Origin of the sequence: Frondihabitans sucicola (assembly GCF_030296615.1) — a bacterium.
In the GTDB taxonomy this organism is placed as follows: domain Bacteria; phylum Actinomycetota; class Actinomycetes; order Actinomycetales; family Microbacteriaceae; genus Frondihabitans; species Frondihabitans sucicola.
The window spans coordinates 4149251-4173942 of sequence record NZ_AP027732.1; the positions used below are offsets into that span (position 1 = coordinate 4149251).

The window sequence follows — 24692 nt, forward strand, 5'->3', positions numbered from 1 at the left end:
GCCTACGCGAGCTGCGCGCAGAGGGTGCCGAAGGGCAGGCCGAGCGAGCTCTCCAGAGTGCTGGCGACGAGGCGCAGCCGAGCGGCGTCGTCGAGGTAGTCGACCAGGGCGTAGGCGGTCGTGCTGTCGATCATCGCGAAGAACTGCTGGGCTGCGAGCTCGGGGTCGAGAACCGTGTAGGCCCCCGAGCCGGAGCCGTTCGTGAGCCGGCTGACCAGAAAATCTTGCCAGAGGACCATGCTGTCGCGAGCGGCCTTGGCGACGAACTGGTTGTGCCGCCCGACGCTCCAGGCATCGGCCCAGATCGTCTTCGAGAGGCTGTGCTGCGTCGTCATCATGGCGTCGATGAGGAGCGACAGGAACCGGAGGTCGTCGTCGACGGCGCCGAGTTCGGCGGAGATCCGCTCGTACTCGGCCCGCGCCAGCTCGGCGAACGTGCGACCTGCCAGCGCCCCCATCGACGGCTCACGCGTGGCGATGTCGGCCGGGGCAAGGCCCGAGATCGACGCGACGCGACGGAGGGTGATGGCCGTGAGCCCGGTGGACGTCGCGATGGAGCGAGCCGCGGCGTCGATGGCGGACTTCGTGTCGGCCAGCACCGGCCCGGGTGCCGTATCCAAGGTCATCCCTCCAGGCTAAGCGACAGAAGCCCTTTCGCCCAGTTTCCCGATCGGGGCGCTTCTCACCACGCGATCCGCTCGAACTCGGCCCGCAGCCCCGCGCCGCGCTCGGGGTGGACCTGCTCGAACCAGGCGATCCGGCCGAGCAGGTGCAGACGGAACTCAGGATGATCCTCGCGGTTCTGCGAGGCCGGCCCCCGAGCGACGCAGTTGTGGAGGATCGCCTTGAGGCGGTCGTACTCGGCGCGGCCGGGGCTGGTCGTGCCGTTCACGACGATGCCGGTGACCGTCTGCCGGACCCCCTGCCGACGGACCCGGGTCTTGGCCGTGTTGAGACGGTGGCCCTCGTCGACCACGATGGCCTCGACGCCGCGCAGGACGGCCCGCACGCGCGAAGCCAACGGAGCGTCGCCACTGAAGGCGAGATCGTCGGCGTACCGGGTGTAGGTCGCGTCGACGCTCCCGGCGAGCCCGGCGAGACGCCGGTCGAGGCGGTTCAGGCTGAGGTTGGCGAGAGCGGGCGAGGTCGGGGCTCCCTGAGGCAGATGGGGGATGCTCAGGCTCGTGCGCAGCCGGAACCGCTCGTCGATCGTTCCGCCGTCGGGCATGCGCGCGAGCACCGCGGACGGGACCGCGTGCGTGCAGACTCCGGTGAGCAGATGCGCCACCGCCTCGGGAAGGCCGGCCGCGCGGAAGATCCCGTAGATCCGCCCTGCGGGGACGGCCGCGAAGAACGAGACGAGGTCGAGGGCCAGCACGACGTCGCGACCCGTGTGGAGTGCCGCACCGCTGACGGCAGTCCTGCCGCGCACGAAACCGTGGGCGGCGTCGTGCACGGGCAGCTGCACGAGCAGCTCGTCCAGCACGGTCCGCTGGATCGTCCGCAGCCGGTCGAGCGGCACCTCCAGGAGGCGCGGTGTCCGGCCCGGCCGCCGGCGCCACTCGTACCGGTAGTGCTGCAGCGGGCCCTCCGGTGCACGGCGATTCCAGCCCTTGGTGTCGGCGAACCACTCCAGGCGTCCGATCGTGACCCCGAGCAGCTGCGCCAGGTCGGCGACCGTGTCGACTCGGATGTCGCGCCCCACCGAGGCGGTCGGCACGACGCGACGACTGACGATCCTGATCGGCTCACGGGCTCCGCTGCGCTCCACGGCCCGAGCGAATCCGGGCAGGGCGGCGATCGAGGCGGCGAGGAGCCGCGGGGAGTCGACCGTCGGCCGAGGCAGGGCGAGCAGGATCCCGGACACCGCCAGCGTCACGAACCGGCGCCCCGGGCCCACGGCGTCGAACCCGGCGTCGGTCAGGCCGCGGACGTCCCACGCCGGTGCGGCGAGGAACGCGTCGGCCAGCGCAGCCGCGACGACCGGAGCCGGAGCGCTCCCGCGAGTGCCGACGAGAGCGTGGCGGCTTCCGGACGACTCGTCGGTCTGTGCGGGAGGGCGGGCGCGCGCAGCGCGCTGGGCCTCCTGCGGTGTCTGGTTCTGCTCGATCTTCGTCCCCCGGGGTACCCCCGGAGAGGACGGCACAGCTCGCGTGCCACCCACCTCGTCCGAAAGCCGCCTTCTCATGCCGCGCCACGGAGCGGCATCGCTTCTCGTTCCGCACCGAGACTAGGACGAGCCTCGCACGGCTGCAAGGGTGAGGGCGCGCCGACGCGGGCCGGGGCGGGCGGGCCGAACCGGCCCGCCCACACCCGCCTCAGACGGCGGAGAGGCTGAAGCGCAGGGTGCGCGCCTCCGGGCGCAACGCGAACTCCGGCCAGACGTCGACCCCGCAGGCCCGGGATCCGAGACCGTTCTGGGCCGCGTCGAGGTAGAGGTACGTCGCGTCGCTTGCGGGGAGCTCGTAGGGGTGCCCCGCGCCGGCGATCTGCTCGGCCGTGTGACGCGAGAGGGTGAAGCCGGGCAGTCGGCCCTGCTCGTCCGCAATGGCGTCGATCCGCAGCCAGGCTGCGCCCGCGTCGGACAGCGCCAGACTGCGGAGGTCGGACCGGTGCCCGGTCTCCTGCGGGCGGGCGTAGTCCGCCGAGAGGTCGTCGATCGCCGAGTCGAAGCGTCCGACGCGGGCGGCGCGACGGCTGTCGGGATACGACTCGAGCGGGCCCGTCCCGAACCACGATGCTCGGTCGACCGAACCGGGCAGGTCCAGCCGGACGCCGAGGCGCGGCCAGACGAGGTCCCAGCCGCGCGACGGCGTCAGAGTGATCGTGAGGAGCACGTCGTCACCCGACCGCTGCCAGGTCGTCTCGGAGGTCACGGTGTCGCGCGAGGCGGCAGCGCCGTGCCGGGTGAGCGTGACGAGTGCATCGTCGCCCGCACGGACGCTGATCACGCGCGCGGTCAGACGATCGAGCCCGGCGGCGCGCCACAGGTCGGCCAGCGGCGGGGCCTCGACGCCGTTGCCCCGATCGACAGCGGTGCCCTCGAGGTCGTACGAGCCGCGGGACGCGAGCGAGTCGTTGTCGGTCGGCGCACGGAAGAGGGCGAGCGACGGCCCCTCCACACTGCGGCCGGCGAGCGCCACGAGACGACCCGCCTGGAAGCGCGCCGGGCCGACGTCGAAAGTCGCCGGCACGTCGTCGGTCACCGGGCCGCGGCGCCGCGTCGTGCGCGTCGTCGCAGCACCCACGCGGGTCTGACCGAAGGCCAGCACGTGGCCGGCCTCTGCCCACGGTGCCGCCTCGCGGAGGCGGGCCTCGAGGGTCAGCCAGGTCTCGGATCCTGTGCCTCGCTCGTGTCCCTGCTCCGGTAGCGGCACGAGACGACTTGCTCCGGCGGCGACGGGAGCGACCTCGAGCACGCCCTCCGACACGACGACGCCGTCGCGCTCGCGCCGCCAGACGAACTCGACATCGGCCGAGTCGCTCGAGTGGCGGTGGTTCGACACGGTCACCGAACCGTCCGCGAAGGCGAAGCGGAACGGCGCCACGACGGCGGCGTACTCGTGCAGGCCGGGTGTCGGGGTGTCGTCGCTGAGGATCATGCCGTCCATGACGAAGTTGCCATCGTGCACGACCTCGTCGAAGTCGCCGCCGTACCCGAAGAACTCGTCGCCGGAGGGAGCATGGGTGCGGATGCCGTGGTCTCTCCACTCCCAGACGAATCCGCCGTGCAGCCGCGGGTAGCGGTCGACGAGGTCCTCGTACTGGTCGATGGCGCCTGGGCCGTTGCCCATGGCGTGCACGTACTCGCAGAGCAGGAACGGCTTGGTGCGCAGTCGCGCGGACTCCGCGGCGGTCGCGGCCATCAGGAGTGCTCCGGACTCCTGACCGATGGACTCGGTCTCGGGAACGCTCGAGTACATCCGCGAGTAGACGTCGGTGTAGCGTCCGGCGTAGTCGCCCTCGTAGTGCACGGGACGGGACGGGTCGCGGTCGTGGACCCACGCGGCCATCGCCGCCAGGTTCTCGCCGGTGCCCGACTCGTTGCCGAGCGACCACAGCACGATCGAAGCGTGGTTCTTGTCGCGTTCGACGGTGCGCTCGATCCGATCGAGGTAGACGTCGCGGAACCGCGGATCGTCGCTGGGGTTGCCCACCCAGTCGCCGACCTCGAAGCCGTGCGTCTCGAGGTCGCACTCGAGGACCACCCAGAGCCCGAGTTCGTCGGCGAGGTCGAGCAGGCGCGGGTGCGGCGGGTAGTGGCTCGTGCGGATCGCGTTCACGTTGAATCGCTTCATCCGCGCGAGGTCTTCACGGGCGTGCACCTCGTCGAAGACGCGACCGCGATCGGGGTGCGCCTCGTGGCGGTTCATGCCGTGGAACACGAGTCGGCGGTCGTTCGCCAGCAGGAGGTCGCCCTCGATCCGGACGGTCCTGAAGCCGATGCGCTGCGTGACCGCCTCGCCGCTGGACGTGACGACCGCCTCGTAGAGCCGCGGCGACTCCGCTGACCACGGCTCGGCACCCGGAACGACGAGGGGCAGGATCGCGGACGCGTCGTTCCAGGTGACGTCGATGCCGAGCTCGTCGATGCGCAGGCGCACCGGGAACGCCGCATCGCTCGCCGTGATCTCGGGGTCGAGGGTCGCCGCCCCGCTCGCCCAGCCCGTCCGCAGCCAGACGTCGTCGAGGCCGCCGGCCGGCCTGGCCTGCACGGTGACCTCGCGGAAGATCCCGGGCAGCCACCACTGGTCCTGATCTTCGAGATAGCTGGCAGCCGACCACTGGTGCACGCGCACGGCGACGGTGTTGGTGCCCTCGCGCAGGATCCCGGTCACGTCGAATTCCTGCGCCAGCCGGCTCGGCGCCCACGCCGACCTCGACGCCGTTGAGCCAGACGCGGTAGGTCGACTCGACGCCGTCGAACTGGAGCAGTTGACGCTCGGACTCGACGAACGACGCGGGCACCTCGAACTCGCGGCGGTGGTCACCGGTCGGGTTGGCGTCGGGGACGAACGGCGGGTCGACCGGGAACGGATACTGCACGTTGGTGTAGATCGGCGAGCCGTAGCGCCCGTCGTGGCCCAGCACCCAGTGCGACGGCACGGCGAGGGTGTCCCAGCCGTCGACGCCGGTGGCAGGGTCGACGAACTCGAGATCGCCCGCGGCGTGCGGCAGCAGGCGGAACGCCCAGTCGCCCGAGAGGTCGAGCCGCGCCGCATCGGAGTGCAGCCACGACCGCGCCGACGATCGTCGACCGGTGCCGGGGACGATGTCGGTGACGTAGGCGGGGGTGCTGCTCATACGGAGGATCTCCTTCGATCGGTGCTCTGCTCCGAGGGGCCGGGGCGTCGCCGACGCTACCACGAAAGGAGAGTGACTACACTGCTTTCATGTCCCCCGAGCGACCGGCGCGCGCGGCCCCTACGCGAAGACGGCCGAGCGGCGCGCAGCCATCATCGCCGCCGCCCGCGACGTCTTCGCGTCGCACGGGTACCGGTCGGGCAGCCTGCAGGAGGTCGCCGACCGCTGCGGCATCAGCCAGTCCGCGGTGCTCCACCACTTCCCAGCGAAGGAGGACCTGCTTCTCGCCGTGCTCGCCGACCGCGACCTGCGGGGCGACGACATCAAAGACGGGCTGGCGCTCGACGAGGGGCTGAGCGCCCAGGCGAGTCACAACGCCGGCACCCCGGGGATCATCGAGCTCTACACGACGCTGTGCGCCGAGTCGACGTCGCCCGAGCATCCTGCGCACGCGTATTTCTCCGGGCGGTTCCGGCGAACGCGCGCGTCGTTCGGCGAGCAGTTCCGTGCCCTGCAGCAAGCGGGCCGACTGCGGTCCGGCGTCGACCCCGACCTCGCCGGCGCCGGCCTCGTCGCCCTCTGGGACGGTGTGCAGCTGCAGTGGCTGATGGAGCCGGGCGAGGTCGATGTGGCTGCGGCGCTCCGTCACTACCTGAGCCTGGTGATCCTGCCGGATCGGCACTAGCAGAGCCACGCGGCTCCACTTCGTCATTTACCTCCTGGCGCATCGGGGGCAGCATTTGTTCATGACGACCACTGCGAACGTGACGACAGAGACTTCACCCGGGTTCTCCCCGCTGCAGGCCGCGAGTCGCGACCACCTGTGGATGCACTTCTCCCGGATGGCGCCACTGCAGGAGCGACCCGCACGAGTCATCGACCATGCCGAAGGCGTCTACCTCTACGACGACAAGGGGCAGAAGATCCTCGACGGGCTCTCCGGCCTGTTCGTCGTCCAGGCGGGCCACGGCCGCGAGGAACTCGCCGCGGCCGCGGCGGAGCAGGCCAAGAAGCTCGCCTTCTTCCCGAACTGGGGCATGACGACCGAGCCGGTCATCCGGCTCGCCGAGCGCCTCGCCCACGAAGCCCCGGGCACCCTCAACCGCGTGTTCTTCACCTCCGGCGGCGGAGAAGCCGTCGAGAGCGCCTGGAAGGTCGCCAAGCAGTACTTCAAGCTCACCGGCAAACCGATGAAGCACAAGGTCATCTCGCGCATGTCCGCGTACCACGGCACCACGCAGGGCGCCCTCGCCATCACCGGCCTCCCGGCGATGAAGCAGGCGTTCGAGCCCCTGACGCCCGGCGGGTTCCGCGCCGCCAACACCGACTTCTATCGCGCGCCGGAGCACGGCGACGACCCGGTGGCGTTCGGGCTCTGGGCCGCCAACCGCATCGAGGAGGCGATTCTCCAGGAGGGGCCGGACACCGTCGCGGCGGTGGTCCTCGAGCCCGTGCAGAACTCGGGTGGCTGCTTCACTCCCCCGCCCGGTTACTTTCAGCGGGTCCGAGAGATCTGCGACACGTATGACGTGCTGCTCGTCTCCGACGAGGTCATCTGCGCCTTCGGCCGGCACGGCACCACCTTCGCCTGCGAGAAGTTCGGGTACGAGCCCGACATCATCACCTGCGCCAAGGGCATGTCGAGCGGCTACGGCCCGATCGGCGCGATGATCGCGAACGAGCGCGTGATGGCGCCCTTCCTCGAGGGCAAGAACTTCTTCCCGCACGGCTACACGTTCGGTGGCCACCCCGTGTCGGCGGCCATCTCGCTGGTCAACCTCGACATCTTCGAGCGCGAGGGCCTCAACCAGCGCGTGCTCGACAACGAGGGTGCGCTCGGCTCCACGCTCGGCAAGCTGCTCGACCTGCCGATCGTGGGCGACGTGCGCGGCGACGGCTACTTCTGGGGCATCGAGCTCGTGAAGGACAAGGCGTCGAAGCAGACCTTCGACGCGGCCGAGCGGGAGTTCTTGATCAAGCAGTACCTGCCCGACGCCCTGATGGACAACGGCCTCTACTGCCGGCCCGACGACCGCGTGAACCCCGTCATCCAGGTGGCGCCCCCGCTCATCTCCGGTCAGGCCGAATTCGACGAGATGGAGCAGATCCTGCGCAAGACTCTCGAGGACGTCTCCGCATTGCTGTGAGTACCGGCTCCTGGCGTCAGGCGGGTTCGCCCAGGTGGATGGCACTCCCGAGGCGTCGGAGCAGCTCGATGAGCTGGGCGCGCTCCTGCTGCGTGAGGGGCGCGAGCTGTTCCTCTTCGTAGGCGACGAGCGCGAGCATGGCCCGGTCGACCAGTTCACGACCGACGTCGGTCATGCAGACGAGGACCCCGCGACCGTCGACCGGGTTCTTGCGGCGCTCGACGAGCACGCGCTCTTCGAGCAGGTCGAGCCGGTTCGTGAGCGTGCCGCTGGTCACCATCGTCACTCGCACGAGCTGTGCGGGACTCATCTGGAACGGCTCGCCCGCGCGGCGCAGTGCCGCGAGCACGTCGAACTCCCAGATCGCCAGGTCGGCGCTGCGGAAGGCGGTGGCGCGGATCGCATTGAGCTGCAGCGAGATCCGGCGCAGCCTCGACATCACGTCGAGCGGTGAGAAGTCGGTCTCGGGTAATTGCCCGGCCCACGCGTCGATGAGGAGATCGACCTCGTCACTGCGTGGATCCTGCATGCCTCCGAGATTACTGCTCGGGAGCCCTGGTCTGGCTGTGCGCGCCGCTCCCGGGTGTCCGGTGCCGGTGCGACGGCGCCCGGCTCGGACGAAACCACGCCGTAACAGCCATCGGCGATACTTCTGGGATGTCTCCAGAAGAGACGCGGAACGCCCCCGAGAGGCCACAAGCATCCGGAGCCCTTCCCGTCACCGTGTCCATCACCCGCATCGTGCAGCCCGAGCGCATCCCGGAGGTCACCCGCTGGGTGCAGGCCGGGGTCAACCTGGCCAACCGCTACCCCGGATTCCTCGGCTCGGGGTGGGTTCGCTCGCACGGCGCCAGCGAGGAGTGGCACATGCTCTACCGCTTCGCCGACCGCGAACTGCTCGACGAGTGGGAGCAGTCGAGCGAGCGACAGACCTGGCTCGCCGAGGGCCGAGACCTCGTGGTCGAGTCGCGCGTCGTGAAGCGCACAGGGATCGAGGGGTGGTTCGACTCGGCCGAGAACGGCGCAGGATCCGCCATCCAGGCGCCACCGCCGCGCTGGAAGCAGGCGACGAGCATCTGGGTCGGCTTCTTCCCCGTCAACCTCGCCTTCACCTACGCGACGACGCTGCTGATCCCCGGCTGGACCGGCCTCGCGATCCTGCCCCGCGTTCTCATCACGACGTTGACCCTGACGCCGATCATGGCCTACTGGGTGCTCCCCTTGGCCACGCGCGTGCTGCGCCCCTGGCTCAACGCGCCGCGGCGCTGACCTTCTCCTCCGTCGCGCGCTTCGGCGCCTGCTCGCCCGCTGTCACGCTCTCGGCGGCCCGTCGGCCCGGCCTCACGGGGACGCGACCGAACGCCATCCTGTCGTCGAGACGGGACACCCGCAGCGACACGAAGTCGCGGAGGTAGTTCTGCTTCATGCGCCAGGGATCCCGCGCGGCCCGGTGCGGAAGCAGGTGCGCCGAGCGCGTGACGTAGCCCGCTTTCAGATCGATCAGCGGCAGAGGCTCGACACCGTCCGGTGGAGCGGCGGGGACGCAGGTCGTGAAGCCGCTCCGATCGAGATGAGCGAGCAGGCGGCAGAGATAGCGCGTCGACAGATCGGAGCGAAGGTTCCAGCTGGCGTTGGTGTACCCGATGCAGAGCGCGAAGTTGGGCACGCCCGACACCAGCAGACCCTTGTAGAACCAGCGTTCGCCGAGATCGACCGACTCGCCGTCGACGTCGATCCGAATCCCTCCGGCGGTCAGGATCTGCAGGCCCGTCGCGGTCACGACGAGGTCGGCCTCGAGAGTGCGGCCCGAGCTGAGCCGGATCCCCTCCGGCACGAAACGCTCGATGGTGTCCGTCACGATCTCGGCGCGCTGGTCGGCGAGAACATGGAAGAGGTCGTTGTCCGGAACGATGCAGACCCGCTGGTCCCACGGCTGGTACGGCGGAGCGAAGTGCGTCGCGGGATCGACGCTCGCAGGGAGGTTCGCCTTCGCCCCGTGCCGGAACAGCAGCCTCGCCGCCCACGGCACTCGGCGGCAGAGCTGGAACAGGACGATCTGCAGGAGGGCGTTCTTCCAGCGCACCGCGGTGTGGGCGGCCTGCGCCGGCAGGTGGTCGCGCAGGGCGTCCGCGAGCCCGTCGAACTGCGGCTGCGAGAACACGTACGACGGAGTGCGCTGGAGGAGCGTCACGGCGCCCGCCCGGTCGGCGAGCGCAGGGATGAGGCTCATGGCCGTCGCTCCGCTGCCGACGACGACGACCTTCCGGCCCGAGAGATCGAGGTCGTCCGGCCAGTGCTGCGGGTGCACGACCGAGCCGGCGAAGTCGCCGACACCGGGCAGCTCGGGGTCGTAGGGCGCGTCGTAGTCGTAGTAGCCGCTGCACACGTAAAGGAAAGCCGACTCGAGCACGCGCTCACCGTCGGCTGTCGCGACCCGGACCCGCCACACGGAGTCGGTGCTCGACCAGGAGGCACCGAGCACCCGGTGCCCGAAGCGGATCCTGTCGTCGATGCCGAACTCCTCGGCGGTGTCGCGGATGTACGACAGGATCTCGTCCCCCTGCGCCATCGACGCCTCGGCCCGCCACGGCCGGAACGGATAGCTGAGCGTGAAGGCGTCCGAGTCGCTGCGGACACCGGGGTAGCGAAAGAGGTCCCAGGTGCCACCGCTGCGCTCGCGCGCCTCCAGGATGGCGTACGTCTTGTGGGGCAACTCGGTCTGGAGCCGGTAGCCGGCACCGATCCCCGAGATGCCCGCCCCCACGATCAGGACGTCGACGTAGTCGCTGTCGGTCGGATTCTGCACAGGGTCTCCTGCCTCGATGCGCCTCGTTGCGCTGAACCTGGCTCGCAGTATCCTCCGGGTGGGGGCATCCCGGAAGACCTGCCGCGAGGAGCACACGATGACCGACGTGACGAAGGTGGTCGCCGATCTCCGCGCGACCTACGACCGGGGCGCCACCAAGCCGCTCGCCTTTCGGCTCGGGCAGCTGAAGGCCCTGCGGCGGATGCTGATCGACAACTCGGCCGAGATCGAGCGCGCCCTGTTCGACGACCTCCGCAAGCACCCCGACGAGGCCCTGCTCACCGAGATCAACGTGGTGCTCTCGGAGATCGACGTCGCCCTCAGACACCTGCGCTCGTGGCTGAGGCCGAAGAAGCAGCCCGTGCCGCTCCTGATCGCTCCGGCGACGGCGAGGATCGTGCGGGAGCCGCTCGGAGTCGTCCTGATCATCGCCCCGTGGAACTATCCCGTCCAGCTCCTGCTCAACCCGCTCGTGGCGGCCCTCGCCGCCGGAAACGCCGTCGTTCTCAAACCGAGCGAGCTGGCCCCGGCCACGTCCGCGACGCTCGCCAGGCTGGTACGCGGTGCCCTCGATCCTGCGGCCGTGTCGGTCGTCGAGGGGGAGCGACCGAGACGACGTCGCTGCTCGAGGAGCACTTCGACCACATCTTCTTCACCGGCGGCGAGCGCGTCGGCCGGATCGTCGCCGCAGCGGCGGCCGCGCAGCTCACCCCGGCGACCCTCGAGCTCGGCGGCAAGTCGCCGGTCTGGGTCGACGACACCGTCGACCTCGAGATCGCGGCGCGCAGGATCGCGTGGGGCAAGTTCATGAACGCGGGCCAGACCTGCGTCGCCCCCGACTACCTGCTCACGACCCCTGCCGTCGCCCGGCGTCTGGAGCCGCTGCTGGCCACGGCCATCCGCGAGTTCTACGGCGCCGACCCCGCCGCGAGCGACTCGTACGGGCGCATCGTCAACGACGCGGCGTTCTTTCGCCTCGTCGGGTTGGTCCCCGCGGGCATCGGATCCGACGCCGCCACGAGGTACATCGCGCCGACCGTCCTCACCGGCGTCTCGCTCGACGATCCCGTCATGCAGGGCGAGATCTTCGGGCCGATCCTGCCGATCGTCGAGGTGTCGGGTCTCGACGAGGCCCTGCGGGTGATCAGGTCGGGGCCGGCGCCGCTCGCGCTCTACGCGTTCACCTCCTCCGCCCGGGCGAGGCGCAGGATCATCACCGGGACGACATCGGGAGCGGTCGCGTTCGGCGTCCCCTCCGCGCACCTCTCGGTCGCCGGTCTGCCGTTCGGAGGCGTCGGCCGCAGCGGCATGGGCGCGTATCACGGCGAACGCGGGCTCCTGACCTTCAGCCACGAGAAGGCGGTCCTCGCCAAGCCGCTGCGCCCGGACACCCTGCGGATCGCCTACCCGCCGTTCACGCCGCGGAAGGACGCCATCGTGCGGAAGGTGCTGGGGCGCCTGCGCTAGCCCTCTGCCCCCTGCCCTCCCTCCGCGTCCCCCTCCCCCTCCCCCTCCCGAAATCGAAGGGGATTCTCGCCGGCCAGACTGTTTCATCGCGATCGCAGGGCGTCCGTCGAGAGCCCCTTCGATTTCCGCCAGGTAACGCGAATAGGTCGGCGCGGTCTTCTCGTGGTAGCTATTGAGGGTGAACTCTCGCCTGCTCCGGAAGAAGCTGTCATGACCACGTTCGACGGGGCCCGGTGGGCGGAGGGCTCGACACGCAGCGACATCCGCGAGGCCGTCGACGCCGATCTCCGCGAAGACGTCAGCTATCTCGGCAACCTGCTCGGTCGCGTCCTCACCGAGTCCGGCGGCGAAGAGCTGTTCCGCGACGTCGAACGGGTGCGCCTCGCCGTGATCGGCGCCTACGAGGGCGAGGGCGACGCCTCCGTCGAGCAGGCGCAGGCCCAGGTCGACTCCCTCGACCAGGCGAGGGCCGAAGAGGTCGCGCGCGCGTTCACGTGCTACTTCCACCTGTCGAACCTCGCCGAGGAACACCACCGGGTTCGCGTGCTCAAGCGCCGCGGCTCCGACGCCTCGGACGCCTCCGACTCGCTGCCCGCCACCCTGGCCGTGCTCACCGACGAGGTCGGCGCCGACGCGGCGGCCGAGCGTCTGCAGAACCTCCGCTTCCACCCCGTCCTCACCGCCCACCCGACCGAGGCTCGACGCCGTGCCGTCGCCTCGGGCATCCGCAGGATCAGCGATCTCCTCGAAGAGCGCGACGCCGCCGTCAACGACGTGGCCCGGGACGACACCGAGCGCCGACTCCTCGAAGAGATCGACACGCTCTGGCGCACCTCCCCGATCCGCACCACCCGGCCGACCCCGCTCGACGAGGTCCGCACCGCGATGAACGTGTTCGACCAGACTCTGTTCGAGGTCGTCCCGCGCGTCTACCGCCTGCTCGACGACCGCCTCCAGGGCGGCCAGGCCGGTGTCAATCCGGCCGTCGCCCCGGCGTTCCTGCGCCTGTCGAGCTGGATCGGCGGTGACCGGGACGGCAACCCGCACGTGACCGCCGAGGTGACCAGGGCCGCGGCCGAAATCGCCGCCGAGCACGTCCTGCTGGGTCTCTCCCGCGCCACGTCGCGCGTCGGCGGAACGCTGACCCTCGACGAAGACGACACCCCGGCCAGCCCGGCTCTCGCGGCGCTCGCCGACACGCAGCGCGCTCTCGACGGCGATCTGGCCTCCCGGATCGGCATCCGGTCCCCTCAGGAGTCCCACCGCCGCGTCCTGCTCTTCGTCGCGGCCCGGATCGATGCGACCCGACGCGGCGATGCCCCCTCGCCTACTCCTCGCCCGACGAACTCCTGTTCGACCTGAACACGGTGCAGGACTCCTCCGCGCGGCCGGGGCGCATCGCGCGGCCAACGGCGAACTGCAGAACCTCGTCTGGCAGGTCGAGACGTTCGGGTTCCACCTGGCCGAGCTCGAGGTGCGCCAGCACTCGCAGGTGCACCGCACCGCCCTGGCCGAGGTGCGCGCCGGCGGCGAGCTCAGCCCGATGACCGTCGAGGTGCTCGACGTGTTCCGCACCGTCAAGAGCCTTCAAGACCGCTACGGGCGCCGTGCCGCGTCCCGCTACATCGTGTCGTTCACCCAGTCGTCCGAAGACATCGAGAACGTCTTCGCGCTGGCCGAGATCGCTCTCGGCTCGGCCGAGGAGGCTCCCGTCCTCGACGTGATCCCGCTCTTCGAGACCTTCGCCGACCTCACCGCCAGCACCAGGATCCTCGGCGAGGCCGTCGAGACGGCTCACGTCCGAAGTCGGCTGGCGGCGACCGGCCGGAAGCTCGAGGTCATGCTGGGCTACTCCGACTCCTCGAAAGACGTCGGGCCGGTCTCGGCGACGTTCGCCCTCTACGACGCGCAGGCGCGCATCGCCGACTGGGCGGCCGAGAACGACATCGAGCTGACCCTCTTCCACGGCCGCGGCGGCGCCATGGGCCGGGGCGGCGGGCCGGCCAACGAGGCCGTCATGGCCCAGCCTCCCGGGTCGGTCGACGGGCGCTTCAAGATCACCGAGCAGGGCGAGGTCATCTTCGCGCAGTACGGGAACAAGACCATCGCGGCGCGGCACATCGAGCAGATGGCCGCGGCGACGCTGATGGCGTCGAGCCCGTCGAACGAGACCCTCAACGCCTCGGCCGCCACGCGGTTCGCCTCCCTGGCACAGACGATGGACGAGGTGTCGCGCGAGCGCTTCTTCACCCTCGTCAAAGCGGACGGCTTCGCCCAGTGGTTCGCCGCCGTCACGCCGATGGAGGAGATCGGGCTGCTGGCCCTCGGCTCCCGCCCGGCCCGCCGCGGTCTCTCGGTCGAGTCGCTCGAAGACCTCCGCGCGATCCCCTGGGTGTTCGCGTGGTCGCAGGCGCGAATCAACCTGGCCGGCTGGTACGGACTCGGCTCGGCTCTCGCGGCCATCGGCGACGTCGAGATCCTGCGCGAGGCCTACGCCTCGTGGCCGCTGTTCGCCGCGATGATCAAGAACGTCGAGATGTCGCTCGCGAAGACCGACGACACCATCGCGAAGCAGTACCTCGCCCTGGCCGATCGCGCCGATCTCAGCGCGCTGGTGCTCGACGAGATGGCGTTGACACGCACGTGGGTCCTCGCGACGAGCGGGTCGACCGACGTGCTGGGAGGGCGGCCGGTGCTGAGCCGGGCCGTCCGCCTGCGGAGCCCGTACGTCGACGCCCTGTCGCTGCTGCAGCTGCGCGCCCTGCGGGGAATCCGGCGCGCCGTGGAGAGCGACCCGGCCGACGCCGACCACCGCCTGCTCCTGCTGAGCGTCAACGGGATCGCGGCCGGCCTCCAGAACACGGGCTGACCGGCCCTCCCACCCCCTTCGTCGTGCGCACATCGCCGCTCACCTCTTCGGTGGGCGGCGATGTGCGCACTCGGCGGGCTGGTGCGGGCTAGGGTGTGTCTCCCACGTGGCCGGAGGTCGTGTGAGAGACACGCCCTAGCGACGGCCGAGGCGACGCTCGCCACCCGAACCGGTCTGGTACGGCAGCTCGTAGTAGGTGAAGATGGCCGGCTCGTCGGCGGCCTCGAGCTCGCCGTCGGTCGCGATGAACGGGGCGTCCTTGATCTTCTTCTTGCCGGACGTCACCTTGAGGTGCTTCGGGGCGACGACGGCGCCCTCCAGCGGCACGAACACGAGCTTCTGACGGCCGAGGATCCCCATCTGCACGGTCGCGAACGCCGGCCTGTCGGTCGCGGTGTCGAAGTAGATGCTCTCGAGCGTGCCGACTTTGTCTTCGTCCTGGTCGACGACGGCCAGACCGATCCAATCGCGTAGGTTCTCCGCTTCGAACACGTGGCGCCTCCTCTCGGCCGGGAGTGTCCCGGCCCTGTGAGGTAGACGCTAGCGGTTCGGCCTGCGGGCCGCGCGGGTGCGTCGTACCGCGGGACGGCGGGGGTCGGCGGGTCGCCGAAGGTGTGGGCGGGTCGACGCAGACGCGCCCGCGCCTGCGCGGGCCCGCCAGCAGGACGAAGATGTCGGTGGCGCCACGTAGGGTCGGCGGCGTGAGCGAGCAGCAGACGAACATGCGGTGGGCCGGGCAGAAGGTCGACGCGCGCGAGCCCGGCGCGCTGCCGGGGCTCGACCGGGTGAGCAACCTGGTGCAGAGTGTGCGCACACCCGAGTTCCAGGGCATCACGTTCCACGAGGTGCTGGCGAAGTCGGCCCTCAACCACGTTCCCGACACGGCCAGGATGCTCCCCGGCGAGTGGACCATCAACCCCTACCGAGGCTGCACGCACGCCTGCGTCTACTGCTACGCGCGCCCGACGCACGAGCACCTCGGCATGGGGCTCGGCGGCGACTTCGAGACGCAGATCGTCGTCAAGACCAACGTGGCCGAGGTGCTCCGCCACGAGCTCGCCCACAAGCGCGCGCTCCCAGAGCGCGTCGCCCTCGGCACCAACACCGACCCCTACCAGCGGGCCGAGGGCGCTACGCGCTCATGCCCGAGATCATCGACGCACTGGCCGATGCAGGGGTGCCCTTCTCGATCCTGACCAAGGGCACGCTGATCCGGCGCGACCTCGAACGCCTCCAGCGGGCGTCCGAGCGCGTCACCGTGCAACTCGGCCTGTCGATCGCCGTGCTCGACGACGACCTGCAGCATTCGATCGAGCCCGGCACGCCGTCCGCCACGGCACGCCTCGAGACCGTGCGCGCCATCCGCGCGGCCGGCCTCGACTGCACGGTCTTCGCCGCACCGCTGCTGCCCGGGCTCACCGACTCGGCATCACAGATCGACGACCTCATGGCCGCACTGGCCGACGCCGGGGTGACGAACGTGCTGCCGACGCTCCTCTACCTGCAGCCGGGCGTCAAAGAGCTGTACCTCGCCTGGATCGAGCGCGAACGGCCCGATCTGCTCGCCGGCTACCGTCGCATCTACTCCGAAGGAACCCACGCGGCGAAGTGGTACCGGCAGAGCTTCTACCAGCGCGCCCACGCCTCCTTGCGCAAGCACGGGCTTCCGGTGCCCGACGCCGCCACAGGCGACCTGTTCGCGTTGCACGGCAAGCGCAAGGCGCCCGCCGAGACGGGTCCGCCCGAGCCCACGCTGTTCTGATGGGCGGGCGCTAGCGACCGTTGTCGGCCAGGATCTGATCGACGTCGACCCGTCCCAGCAGGTCGTCCCAGTCGATGGCCCTGGCCGTCTCCACTGCCTCGGGGGTTGCAAAGGCCTTGCCGTTGCGGTGAACGCTGACGCCCCACGGCACGAGCCGATTGAGTTCCTTCAGGATCGCGTCGTCGATCGCCTCACTGTCGAAGTCGGCTCCGACCGTGGCCAGGTAGTCGGCCGACAGCGTGTACGCCACGTAGCCCACCTCGATGTCGTCTGCCATGTGCGCTCCTGCCGCGTCGTGATCCTGCCCTGTCGTGATCCTGTCCATACCGTACGCCTGCCCGCTCCGCCCCCGGTGTCGGGCACCACTCCCGTCCGCGGACTAGAGAGACTCGGAGATCAAGGGGGCCTTGGGAGCATCGGCGTCACCTGAGCGTGGGCGGGAGGCATCGAGCAGGATCGTGAGCTCGTCGCGAACCCGTTCGAGCTGAGCGATCGGGAGACCGAGGCGTTCCACGATCTGGCCGGGCACCGCGAGGGCCTGCTGACGGAGTGCGACGCCGTCGTCGGTGAGGGCGACGTCGAGGGAGCGCTCGTCGTCGGGGTTGCGGAGGCGTGTCAGCAGGCCCGCGGCCTCCAGCCGCTTGAGGAGGGGGCTCAGGGTGGCCGAATCGAGCAGGAGGGCGTCGCCGAGGTCACGCACTCGCAGAGCCGGGGTCGTACCGGCCCCCGGGCCCTTCGGCGCGGAGAGCGCCCGCTGCGCCGCGTGGCCGGGGGTCGTGCTCCCACAGCGCCAGCATCACCAGGTACTGCGGATGCGTGAGGCCGAGCGGCTCGAGCACCGGCCGGTAGAGGCCGATGACACTGCGGCTGGCGGCGGCGAGCGCGAAACAGACCTGCCGGTCGAGAGCGAGGGGATCTTCCACCCCGTCAGCTTAACGCGTACACTATTACTTCGTGCACAAAGTAAATGACCGCAGCAGAGGTGCCACGAATCCGTACGAGAACGCGCGGGGGTTCTGGGGTCGCGTCAACCGCTTCCTGTACCCGATCGCGGGGCCGGCATCGCTCGGTGCGGGGCACCCCGAGGGTCCGTACGTGCCGCCCGCGGATCCTGCGTGCCCCGTCTGCGGTGAGCTGATGGCCGACCACACGATCGTTCGGCGGAGCGACAACCGGAGCAGCAGCCTGGAATGCCCTCGGCCGCGTTAGCGATGCGCACCTGACCGTCGAACGCGAAAGCGAGCGACGGCTTGCGCACGACGACGGGCAGCGGGTGTCTCAGCCTCGCGAGTCGGTGGTGGCGGGGATCTCCTCGACGCGGTCGCCGTTCTTGCGGACGGGCCGCACGTCGCCGACGATCGGCACGGCCTTCCGATAGGCGAACCAGGCGTAACGGGAGATGAAGTGCGCCATGGTCGTGACGCGGTTGCTGTTGCCGAGCAGGCTGTAGATGTGGATGACGATCCAGGTGTACCAGGCGGGGACCCCGGTGAGGGTGATGCCCCCGCGCAGCTGGGCCACCGCAGCGTGGCGCCCGATCGTCGCCATGGTGCCGCGGTCGTGGTACTTGAAGACGTGCGTGGGTTTGCCCTCGAGGATCCGCTGGATCTGCTGAGCTACGTGGACGCCGCCCTGCAGGGCGGGCTGGGCCAGCTGGTCGAGGGGCTTCGGGGTGAGCGCGATGTCGCCGACCGCGAAGACGTTGTCGGTGCCCTTGACCCGGAGATCGGACCCGACCAGGATCCGGCCGCCCTGCCCCTGCTCGAGGCCCCACTCGTTGACCTCGCCGTGCGCGGTGACTCCGGTCGCCCAGATCACCAGTTCGGCGGGGATCGTCTCGCCGCCCTTGACCTTGACGCCGTGCTCGAGAACCTCTTCGACGCCGGTGTTGAGCCGGAGAGTGACGCCTCGCTTGCGGAGGCTGGAGGCGGCGTATCGCCGCAGGCGCGGCGCGAACGGCTTGAGGAGTTCGCCGCTGCGGTGAACGAGGGTGATCGTGATGCTCTTGCGGTCGATCTCGGGGTACGCGGCGACGAGCGCCTGGTCGCGCAGCTCGGCGAGCGCGCCGGCCATCTCGACACCGGTGGAGCCGCCGCCGACGATGACGACGCGGACTTCGGAGGTGTCCTCGCGGAGGGCGGCCTTCTCGAGCTGCGTGAAGAGCTCGTCGCGGATGCGCAGGGCCTGCGAGCGCGAGTACATCGACTTCGAGAACTCTTTGGCGCCGGGCGTGCCGAAGTAGTTGGTGTTGACGCCGTTGGCCAGGACGAGGGCGTCGAAGGCGATGACCTCGCCGTCGGCCAGCATGATGGTCTTCGCCTCGACGTCGATCTTCTTCAGCAGGCCGTGCTGGAAGTTCGCGTTCGGCTGCGTGGTGCGCAGGCTCCGCAGGAAGTAGGTGACGTCGCCGGCATTCAGCCCGCCGGTGGCCACCTGGTACATGAGCGGCTGGAACATGTTGTAGATGTGGCGATCGATGAGCGTCACTCGAACCGGCGCGTCTTTCAGGGCCTTCAGGGTGGAGACGCCGGCGAAGCCGCCTCCGATGATGACGACGTGCGGGAGTGGCATCGGCGATCCTTTCGCTGCTGGTGAGGCGAAAGAGAACCCGGGAGCTGTCAAGGCGTGGGTTCGTCGTCTTCGCTCGAATTCACCGTCCACGGTAGTCCCTTCTGAGAGCCGGTCCGACCGCCCGAAAAGTCGGTGTTGTGCTTTATCGATTAAGCACGTAGAACTCTGTTCAGTCGCTTTAACGATGAAGCGCAGGACGAAGGAGACCAGGATGCCCCGGAACACGCGCACCTCGTCGGGCCGCCCCTCGGTCACGCTCAAGGACGTCGCCGAGCGCGTCGGAGTCACGTCGTCGGCCGCCTCGATGGCCCTCGGCGGTCACGGCAGGATCAGCGAGAAGACCCGTCAAGCCATCCGCGAGGCCGCCGCCGAACTCGGCTACGTCCCCAGCTCGGCGGGCCGCGCGCTCCGCAATCAGCGGTCCGGGGCCGTCGCGCTGATCGTGCCGGACACCTCGCAGCACGTCCTCGGCCACAGCTACTTCATGCACGTGCTCACCGGGATCTCCGCGGCCGCGAACGCCCGCGACGTCCAGGTGATCCTGTCGACCACGACCGAAGAGGCGGGCGACGTCGCCGCCTATCAGCGCGTCGTCCGCTCCCGGAGCGCCGACGGCGCGATCGTCACGAGCGCGGCCGTCACCGACCCCGGGCTCGAAGCGCTCGTCGCCAGCGGCCTGCCCGTGGTGCTGATCGGCAACTTCCCCTATCTGCCCGATGCCGTCTCCGTCGGAATCGACGACGTCGCGGCCAGCCGGCGAGCGACGGAGCACCTCCTCGACGTGCACGGCCGGACGGAGCTGGTGCACGTCACCGGTCCGCTCGACCACCAGACGGGAATCGATCGCAGGATCGGCTTCCTCGACGCCATCGAGGCGAGCGGCGGTCGGGCGCACGGCCGGCTGCTCGAAGGCGACTTCAGCGAAGCCGCCGGCCGGCAGGCGGTCGAGTCGCTCCTCGGCCGAGGAACCGGGGTCGACGGCATCGTCTTCGCGAACGACGACATGGCGTTCGGCGGCCTGCAGGCCCTCAAGGCCGCGGGCCGGAGCGTTCCCGGAGACGTCTCGATCGTCGGCTTCGACGACTTCGGCCTGTCGCGGGTGACCACGCCCGGCATCACCACGATGCGGGCGCCCGCCGAGGACATGGCACGCCGGGCCACCGAACGACTCTTCCGCGTGATCGACGGCTCGGGCGGCAGCCCGGACCGCCTCACCCTTCCCGTCGACCTCGTCGTGCGCGATTCCTGCGGCTGCCCGGCCGCCTGATCACCACCGATCGTCCTTCTCGAACGCGCCCACAGCACCACCCGCACCACCCACTCAAAGGAGAGTCACCCATGAAAGTCACATCCCCCTTCGTCGTGCTCGGCGTAGCGGCCTCGCTCGTCGCCCTGACGGCCTGTTCCGGCGGCAGCAGCGCCTCCGGCAGCGGAGGAAAAGTCGACCTCAGCGTCTGGACCGGCTTCACCGGAGGCGACCGCCCCGGCTACGCCACCATCGTCAAGGACTTCAACGCCTCCCACCCCGACATCCACGTCACGATGACCGTTCAGCCGTGGGACACCATCGGCCAGAAACTGCCCTCGGCCTGGCTCACCGGTCAGGGCCCCGACATCGCCGCCCCGAGCTCCGACCCGAACGCCATCGCCCAGTACGTCAAGACCAACTCGGTCCTCCCGCTGACGAACACCGGCAGCGGCGACTCGAAGATCAACACGTCGAAGCTCGCTCCCGGCACGGTCGAGGAGTTCACCTACAACGGCAAGCTCTACGCCATCCCGGCCAACTTCGCCACGCTGAGCCTCTACTACAACAAGAAGAAGTTCGCGGCGGCCGGGATCACCACGGCGCCGACCACGGTCGCGGAGTTCCAGGAGGACGCCCAGAAGCTCACCCTCGACAAGGGGCAGAAGCAGTACGGGCTCGCCCTCGCCGACAACCAGACCATCCAGATGTGGCCGATCCTGCAGTGGCTGTCCGGCGGTGACATCGTCGACGGCAAGAACTGCAGCGTTCTCCAGACGGCTGCCGGGCAGAAGAGCCTGTCGACCTGGAGCGACCTGGTGGTGAAGGACAAGATCGCCCCCGTCGGTCTCACCGGAGCCGAAGCCGACTCCTCTTCTCGGCCGGCAAGGCCGCGATGGAGATGAACGGCCCGTGGGCTGCGCCGGGCTACAAGGCGGCCGGAATCGACCTCGGCATCGCGACGATCCCCGTCGGCGTCGACGGTTCGAGCGTGACGCTCGGCTCGACGGCACCGCTCGCGATCTCGGCCAAGACGAAGTACCCGAAGCAGGCGCAGGAGTTCCTCGCCTACTGGACCAGCAAGTCGGTCCAGCAGAAGTTCTCCTTCAGACCGGATTCCCGCCGCTGCGCACGGACCTGAGCGACGACGCGAAGCTCAAGGCCGACCCGACCGTGTCCGTGTTCGCCTCCCAGGTGCCCGACTCCCGTCTCTACCTCCCGCACGTCCCGAACGCGACCCAGGTCGACTCCAACGGCTACGTCCCGCTGATCGGCGAGATCACGCGCGGCAAATCGGTGTCGTCCTCGACCGAGACGACCGGGAAGACCATCGACGCGCTGACGGGCTGCTCCTCCTGATGTCGACCGAGACCGCCGACCGCGCTCCGTCCCGCCTCGCGCGGGCGGGGCGCGGCCCGCCCCCACCAGAGTCGCGCCTCCGCGTCGGCGCCGGATCCGCTTCCAGCCCGCGTGGCTGTTCATGGCCCCGAGCATCCTCATCCTCGGCGTCTTCGTCCTGTTCCCGATCCTGCAGTCGCTCTACTACAGCTTCTTCGACTGGACCATCGGAGCGGTGTCTCAGCAGTTCGTCGGCTTCGGCAACTACGCCAAGCTCTTCCAGGATCCCCAGTTCTGGAACGCCCTCGGGATCACGATCGTCTTCACCGTGGTGTCCGTCGTCCTGCTCCTCGCCCTCGGTCTCGGCACGGGGCTCCTGCTCCTCCGCGACACGCTGATCACGCGGCTCGTGCGGTCGATCTTCTTCTTCCCGACGATCGTCTCGCTCGTCTCGATCGGGCTCGTCTGGAAGTTCCTGCTCGACCCCGACATCGGACTCGTCGGCGGCCTGTCGCAGGTGTTCGGAATCACGCCCGTCCACTGGCTCCAGTCGACGTCGCTGGCCCTCCCCTCGGTGATCTTCGTCGACATCTGGAAGAACGTCGGCTTCGCGATGATCCTGTTCGTCGCCGGCCTGAAGGGCGTTCCGCAGGAACGCTACGAGGCCGGCCGACTCGACGGCGCCGGCACCTGGCAGCTCACCCGCTTCATCACGATCCCGAGCATCCGTCCGACGATGCTGTTCACGACCATGATCCTGACGATCCAGTCGCTGCAGGTCTTCGACCTCGTCTACGTGATGACCGACGGCGGACCCGTCTTCCACACGGACACGCTCGTGAACCTGCTCTACCGGGACGGCTTCGTGAACTTCCAGACCGGCTACGCGTCGGCGATCTCGTGGGTGCTGTTCGCGATCATCATGCTGATCTCCGCCCTCCAACTGAAAGTGTTCAGGTACAACGATGTCGACTGACGTCTCCGTCGCCCGTCGCCGACCGGCCAAGCCGTCGGCCACGCTGGCCGCCGTGTTCAAGTGGATCCTGCTCGGCATCGGAGTCGTGGTCGCTCTCGTCCCCTTCGTCTGGATGGTGTCCGGCTCGTTCCGGAGCGAGTCCGACCTGTTCCACAACCCGGCGAGCCTGTTCCCGACCAGCTGGACCCTGCACGGCTACATCGGCGTCTGGCAGCAGCTGCCCTTCGTCCGCCTGCTGGTCAACTCGTTCGTCTTCGCGGGCGTGACCACGGCGGCCTGTCTGCTGTTCGACTCGATGTGCGCCTACGCCCTGGCGCGTCTGCGCTTCCGGGGCCGGAACGTCGCGTTCGTCCTCGTGATCGCGACCCTGATGGTGCCGTTCCAGGTGACGCTGATCCCCGTGTTCATCGAGCTGTTCCACTTCGGTTGGCTGAACACCTACCAGGGGCTGATCGTCCCGCGGGCGACGAGCGCCTTCGGCATCTTCCTGCTGCGCCAGTTCTTCATCAGCATCCCCGCGGAGCTCGACGAGGCGGCCAGGATCGACGGCGCCGGGCACGTCCGGATCTACTGGCAGGTCATCCTCCCGCTGGCCAAACCCGCTCTCGCCACCGTCGCGATCCTGAACTTCATGAATCTCTGGAACGATCTGCTCTGGCCGCTCGTCGTGACCAGTTCGCCGACCATGCTGACGCTGCCGGCCGGGCTCACTCTCTTCGGCGGTCAGCACGTCACCGATCACGCCGTCCTGCTCGCGGGTGCCACCATCTCACTGCTGCCCATCGCGCTCGGCTTCTTCTTCGCTCAGAAGTACTTCGTCGCCGGAGTCGCCACGACGGGTCTGAAGTGAGCGCGGCGTTCGAGCGCGGCACCCTGACCTGGGTGGCCGGCATCGAAGACACCTGCGTCTACCCGCCCGCGCGCTTCGCCATGGAGGCGCTCGACGAGTACGACCTGACGGAGCACTCGCTGCACTGGCGGAGCGACCTCGACACGGTGCAGGAACTCGGCGTCACGGCTCTGCGCTACGGCGTCAATTGGCCACGCGTCCACACGGCACCGCACGAGTTCGACTGGGCGGTCCTCGACGAACGCCTCGCGTACGCGACCGAAGACCTCGGGCTGACCGTGATAGCCGACCTGGTGCACTACGGCACCCCGACCTGGCTCGACGACTCGTTCGCCGACCCGCGCTATCCCGACGCCGTCGCGGAGTTCGCCGGAGCCTTCGCCGAGCGCTACCGCGGCCTGGTCGACCACATCACGCCCCTCAACGAGCCGGTGACCACGGCCTCGTTCTGCGGTCTCCGCGGAGTCTGGCCGCCTGCCCTCACGGGCTGGGACGGCTGGGCCACCGTCGTCCTGGGGATCGTCGAAGGAATGGCGCGCTCGATCGAAGCCATCCGCGCGGCGAACCCGGAGGCGGTCGTCGTGCACGTCGAGGCATCGGCCCTGTACGCCGCAGGGGCCCCGCACCTGGGCGACCTCGCCACCCACCTCGAGTCGATCGGCACTCTGCCGACCGACCTGCTGCTCGGACGGGTTACTCCCGAACACGAGCTCTACGACTGGCTGGTCAGCCAGGGAGCCACCGCCGAGCGCCTGGACCGACTGACCCGGGATCCTGCGCGAATCGATCTGATGGGCGTCAACTACTACCCGGACCTCTCGCCGCGCACTCTCGTCGACGCCGAGGGCCAGGTGTCGCAGGTCGCGACGAACCGCTGGGCGGAGGGGCTCGCGGCGACGCTGCGCACGTTCGCCGAGCGCTACCGGCTGCCGCTCGTCGTCACCGAGACGAGCATCGAAGGCGACGACGACGTGCGAGCGGCATGGGTCGACGCGTCGATCGACGCGGTCCGGGCGCTCGTGGCGGAGGGGGTCGACGTGCGCGGCTACACCTGGTGGCCGGTCTTCGACTTCGTCGACTGGTCCTTCGCCTCCGGAGGCCGCAACGTCGAGGAGTTCCAGGTCGACGACGGCCTGGTCGAGGCGCGCTCGTCGAGCACCGCGTCGAAGTCGCCCTACCTCCGGCGCATGGGGCTGATCCGGCTCGACGAGCAGGAGGACGGCACGCTGGCCCGCGTCCCCACGGCTGCCGCCGACGGCTTCGCGGCCCGCACGCGCGCCGCCGGAGCCGACGTGATCGACGACCTCAGCGCCTGAGGGCGGAGCCGCCTGCGCCGGACCGGTCGCTGTCGCTAGC

At 69.7% G+C, this 24692-nt stretch carries 20 protein-coding genes and 5 pseudogenes; 15 read left to right on the plus strand and 10 right to left on the minus strand.

Annotated features, from left to right (window positions below; genetic code table 11):
- Positions 1-2: 2 nt before the first annotated feature.
- The 4 genes and pseudogenes from QUE79_RS21365 to QUE79_RS26260 form a co-directional block, all read right to left on the minus strand.
- Positions 3-626: a TetR/AcrR family transcriptional regulator gene (locus QUE79_RS21365; RefSeq protein WP_286344831.1), complete on the minus strand. Its 624-nt coding sequence runs from the start codon at positions 624-626 to the stop codon at positions 3-5.
- Between the two features lie 56 nt (positions 627-682).
- Positions 683-2146 (minus strand): reverse transcriptase family protein, encoded by a 1464-nt coding sequence (locus QUE79_RS21370; RefSeq protein ID WP_286344832.1) that lies wholly within the window; start codon positions 2144-2146, stop codon positions 683-685.
- Positions 2147-2318: 172 nt separating this feature from the next.
- Complete coding sequence (locus QUE79_RS21375) at positions 2319-4838, minus strand: glycoside hydrolase family 2 TIM barrel-domain containing protein (protein ID WP_434011020.1); 2520 nt, start codon at positions 4836-4838, stop codon at positions 2319-2321.
- Positions 4839-4926: 88 nt separating this feature from the next.
- A pseudogene (locus tag QUE79_RS26260) lies at positions 4927-5304 on the minus strand (sugar-binding domain-containing protein); the annotation flags it as partial.
- Positions 5305-5458: 154 nt separating this feature from the next.
- Here QUE79_RS26260 and QUE79_RS21380 point away from each other — a divergent pair.
- The gene (locus QUE79_RS21380) at positions 5459-5989 is read left to right on the plus strand and encodes a TetR/AcrR family transcriptional regulator (RefSeq protein WP_286346801.1); all 531 of its coding nucleotides are present in this window, start codon (positions 5459-5461) and stop codon (positions 5987-5989) included.
- A gap of 61 nt (positions 5990-6050) precedes the next feature.
- Positions 6051-7451 (plus strand): aspartate aminotransferase family protein, encoded by a 1401-nt coding sequence (locus QUE79_RS21385; protein WP_286344833.1) that lies wholly within the window; start codon positions 6051-6053, stop codon positions 7449-7451.
- A 16-nt stretch (positions 7452-7467) separates the two neighbouring features.
- On the opposite strand, the gene QUE79_RS21390 is transcribed toward QUE79_RS21385, so the two are convergent.
- The gene (locus QUE79_RS21390; protein ID WP_286344834.1) at positions 7468-7980 is read right to left on the minus strand and encodes a MarR family winged helix-turn-helix transcriptional regulator; all 513 of its coding nucleotides are present in this window, start codon (positions 7978-7980) and stop codon (positions 7468-7470) included.
- 128 nt (positions 7981-8108) lie between these two features.
- On the opposite strand from QUE79_RS21390, the gene QUE79_RS21395 reads away from it, so the two are divergent.
- On the plus strand, positions 8109-8720 hold the full coding sequence (locus QUE79_RS21395; protein WP_286344835.1) for an antibiotic biosynthesis monooxygenase: 612 nt from the start codon (positions 8109-8111) through the stop codon (positions 8718-8720).
- On the opposite strand, the gene QUE79_RS21400 is transcribed toward QUE79_RS21395, so the two are convergent.
- Positions 8701-10257, minus strand: a complete 1557-nt coding sequence (locus QUE79_RS21400) for a flavin-containing monooxygenase (protein WP_286344836.1) — start codon at positions 10255-10257, stop codon at positions 8701-8703. The two genes, QUE79_RS21395 and QUE79_RS21400, sit on opposite strands and share 20 nt — an antisense overlap.
- Before the next feature lie 97 nt (positions 10258-10354).
- Here QUE79_RS21400 and QUE79_RS21405 point away from each other — a divergent pair.
- The 3 genes and pseudogenes from QUE79_RS21405 to QUE79_RS21415 all read left to right on the plus strand — a co-directional run.
- Positions 10355-10801, plus strand: a pseudogene (locus tag QUE79_RS21405) (aldehyde dehydrogenase family protein); the annotation flags it as partial.
- Positions 10693-11724: an aldehyde dehydrogenase family protein gene (locus QUE79_RS21410; protein ID WP_286344837.1), complete on the plus strand. Its 1032-nt coding sequence runs from the start codon at positions 10693-10695 to the stop codon at positions 11722-11724. The pseudogene QUE79_RS21405 and the gene QUE79_RS21410, both read left to right, overlap by 109 nt.
- A gap of 210 nt (positions 11725-11934) precedes the next feature.
- Positions 11935-14593: pseudogene (locus QUE79_RS21415) on the plus strand (phosphoenolpyruvate carboxylase).
- A 135-nt stretch (positions 14594-14728) separates the two neighbouring features.
- On the opposite strand, the gene QUE79_RS21420 reads toward QUE79_RS21415, so the two are convergent.
- A complete protein-coding gene (locus QUE79_RS21420; protein ID WP_286344838.1) occupies positions 14729-15085 on the minus strand; it encodes a PRC-barrel domain-containing protein in 357 nt (118 codons plus the stop codon).
- 230 nt (positions 15086-15315) lie between these two features.
- Between QUE79_RS21420 and QUE79_RS26265 the strand changes: the two are divergent.
- A pseudogene (locus QUE79_RS26265) lies at positions 15316-16355 on the plus strand (Rv2578c family radical SAM protein).
- A gap of 10 nt (positions 16356-16365) precedes the next feature.
- Here the strand turns inward: QUE79_RS26265 and QUE79_RS21430 are convergent.
- Both QUE79_RS21430 and QUE79_RS21435 read right to left on the minus strand, forming a co-directional pair.
- Positions 16366-16632: a hypothetical protein gene (locus QUE79_RS21430; RefSeq protein ID WP_286344839.1), complete on the minus strand. Its 267-nt coding sequence runs from the start codon at positions 16630-16632 to the stop codon at positions 16366-16368.
- Positions 16633-16734: 102 nt separating this feature from the next.
- Positions 16735-17278: pseudogene (locus QUE79_RS21435) on the minus strand (MarR family winged helix-turn-helix transcriptional regulator).
- 31 nt (positions 17279-17309) lie between these two features.
- Here QUE79_RS21435 and QUE79_RS21440 point away from each other — a divergent pair.
- Complete coding sequence (locus tag QUE79_RS21440; protein WP_286344840.1) at positions 17310-17564, plus strand: hypothetical protein; 255 nt, start codon at positions 17310-17312, stop codon at positions 17562-17564.
- 69 nt (positions 17565-17633) lie between these two features.
- On the opposite strand, the gene QUE79_RS21445 is transcribed toward QUE79_RS21440, so the two are convergent.
- Positions 17634-18926 (minus strand): NAD(P)/FAD-dependent oxidoreductase, encoded by a 1293-nt coding sequence (locus tag QUE79_RS21445; protein WP_286344841.1) that lies wholly within the window; start codon positions 18924-18926, stop codon positions 17634-17636.
- A 211-nt stretch (positions 18927-19137) separates the two neighbouring features.
- Here QUE79_RS21445 and QUE79_RS21450 point away from each other — a divergent pair, with 211 nt between their 5' ends.
- The 7 genes from QUE79_RS21450 (at position 19138) to QUE79_RS21480 (ending at position 24652) form a co-directional block, all read left to right on the plus strand.
- The gene (locus QUE79_RS21450) at positions 19138-20193 is read left to right on the plus strand and encodes a LacI family DNA-binding transcriptional regulator (protein ID WP_286344842.1); all 1056 of its coding nucleotides are present in this window, start codon (positions 19138-19140) and stop codon (positions 20191-20193) included.
- Positions 20194-20264: 71 nt separating this feature from the next.
- Positions 20265-21077, plus strand: a complete 813-nt coding sequence (locus QUE79_RS21455) for an extracellular solute-binding protein (RefSeq protein ID WP_286344843.1) — start codon at positions 20265-20267, stop codon at positions 21075-21077.
- Positions 21068-21313 (plus strand): extracellular solute-binding protein, encoded by a 246-nt coding sequence (locus tag QUE79_RS21460; RefSeq protein WP_286344844.1) that lies wholly within the window; start codon positions 21068-21070, stop codon positions 21311-21313. The genes QUE79_RS21455 and QUE79_RS21460 overlap by 10 nt, the downstream gene beginning before the upstream one ends.
- Positions 21314-21345: 32 nt before the next feature.
- Positions 21346-21531 (plus strand): hypothetical protein, encoded by a 186-nt coding sequence (locus tag QUE79_RS21465; RefSeq protein ID WP_286344845.1) that lies wholly within the window; start codon positions 21346-21348, stop codon positions 21529-21531.
- Positions 21532-21652: 121 nt separating this feature from the next.
- On the plus strand, positions 21653-22486 hold the full coding sequence (locus QUE79_RS21470) for a carbohydrate ABC transporter permease (RefSeq protein ID WP_286344846.1): 834 nt from the start codon (positions 21653-21655) through the stop codon (positions 22484-22486).
- Complete coding sequence (locus QUE79_RS21475) at positions 22476-23336, plus strand: carbohydrate ABC transporter permease (RefSeq protein ID WP_286344847.1); 861 nt, start codon at positions 22476-22478, stop codon at positions 23334-23336. Before QUE79_RS21470 ends, QUE79_RS21475 begins: the two co-directional genes overlap by 11 nt.
- Positions 23333-24652 (plus strand): family 1 glycosylhydrolase, encoded by a 1320-nt coding sequence (locus QUE79_RS21480; RefSeq protein WP_286344848.1) that lies wholly within the window; start codon positions 23333-23335, stop codon positions 24650-24652. The genes QUE79_RS21475 and QUE79_RS21480 overlap by 4 nt, the downstream gene beginning before the upstream one ends.
- Positions 24653-24692: the final 40 nt, after the last annotated feature.

Bases quoted from the DNA above. Each gene is read 5' to 3' on its own strand.
- QUE79_RS21365 (WP_286344831.1), bottom strand. From the start codon at position 626: ATGACCTTGGATACGGCACCCGGGCCGGTGCTGGCCGACACGAAGTCC.
- QUE79_RS21385 (WP_286344833.1), top strand. From the start codon at position 6,051: ATGACGACCACTGCGAACGTGACGACAGAGACTTCACCCGGGTTCTCC.
- QUE79_RS21390 (WP_286344834.1), bottom strand. From the start codon at position 7,980: ATGCAGGATCCACGCAGTGACGAGGTCGATCTCCTCATCGACGCGTGG.
- QUE79_RS21395 (WP_286344835.1), top strand. From the start codon at position 8,109: ATGTCTCCAGAAGAGACGCGGAACGCCCCCGAGAGGCCACAAGCATCC.
- QUE79_RS21430 (WP_286344839.1), bottom strand. From the start codon at position 16,632: ATGGCAGACGACATCGAGGTGGGCTACGTGGCGTACACGCTGTCGGCC.
- QUE79_RS21445 (WP_286344841.1), bottom strand. From the start codon at position 18,926: ATGCCACTCCCGCACGTCGTCATCATCGGAGGCGGCTTCGCCGGCGTC.
- QUE79_RS21450 (WP_286344842.1), top strand. From the start codon at position 19,138: ATGCCCCGGAACACGCGCACCTCGTCGGGCCGCCCCTCGGTCACGCTC.
- QUE79_RS21455 (WP_286344843.1), top strand. From the start codon at position 20,265: ATGAAAGTCACATCCCCCTTCGTCGTGCTCGGCGTAGCGGCCTCGCTC.
- QUE79_RS21460 (WP_286344844.1), top strand. From the start codon at position 21,068: ATGGAGATGAACGGCCCGTGGGCTGCGCCGGGCTACAAGGCGGCCGGA.
- QUE79_RS21470 (WP_286344846.1), top strand. From the start codon at position 21,653: ATGGCCCCGAGCATCCTCATCCTCGGCGTCTTCGTCCTGTTCCCGATC.
- QUE79_RS21475 (WP_286344847.1), top strand. From the start codon at position 22,476: ATGTCGACTGACGTCTCCGTCGCCCGTCGCCGACCGGCCAAGCCGTCG.